Genomic DNA, 436 nt, shown 5'->3' with positions numbered 1-436 from the left:
ACGGCATGGTAAGATTGTGCTTGAGTGCATATTCAGCAATATCAAGTCCTTGCTCATATACACCCGCATCAAAACACCACAACATGAGATACATCAATACATCATCTTGCGCCCCTGAATTGCCTTTTAGCGTTTCAGTGACCCACGTTTCATACAACTGCAAGGCTTTTCGCTTATATGCCGCTTTACGTTCAAATGATTGAATTTTGCTCAAGTCACGCATGTGCTGCCTCAACATCAATTTAACTTGTGTTGCTGCTGATGGGTCAGTAAGAACGCCATACGCTCCGACGTTCTTTGCTTCCACTTGCATGCGCTTTTTTTCCCACGGGTTCACGACTTACCCCTTATTTCCCTGCTTTTTCTTTCTGCTCAAGCTTCTTTTTTTAGAGCATCAAGCTCAGCTTTAAGCGCAGTATTTTCTTCCGCTGTAGCT

At 43.8% G+C, this 436-nt stretch carries 1 protein-coding gene; it reads right to left on the bottom strand.

The features are described 5' to 3' along the window. Positions 1-337 (bottom strand): phage terminase small subunit (gene gpM, locus PROVRUST_RS17475; RefSeq protein ID WP_248696646.1); only part of this gene is annotated, 337 nt, incomplete at its 3' end. Positions 338-436 lie beyond the last annotated feature (99 nt).

Source organism: Providencia rustigianii DSM 4541, from assembly GCF_000156395.1.
GTDB classification, from domain to species: Bacteria; Pseudomonadota; Gammaproteobacteria; order Enterobacterales; family Enterobacteriaceae; genus Providencia; species Providencia rustigianii.
This window is presented reverse-complemented; position numbering and strand designations above follow the sequence as displayed.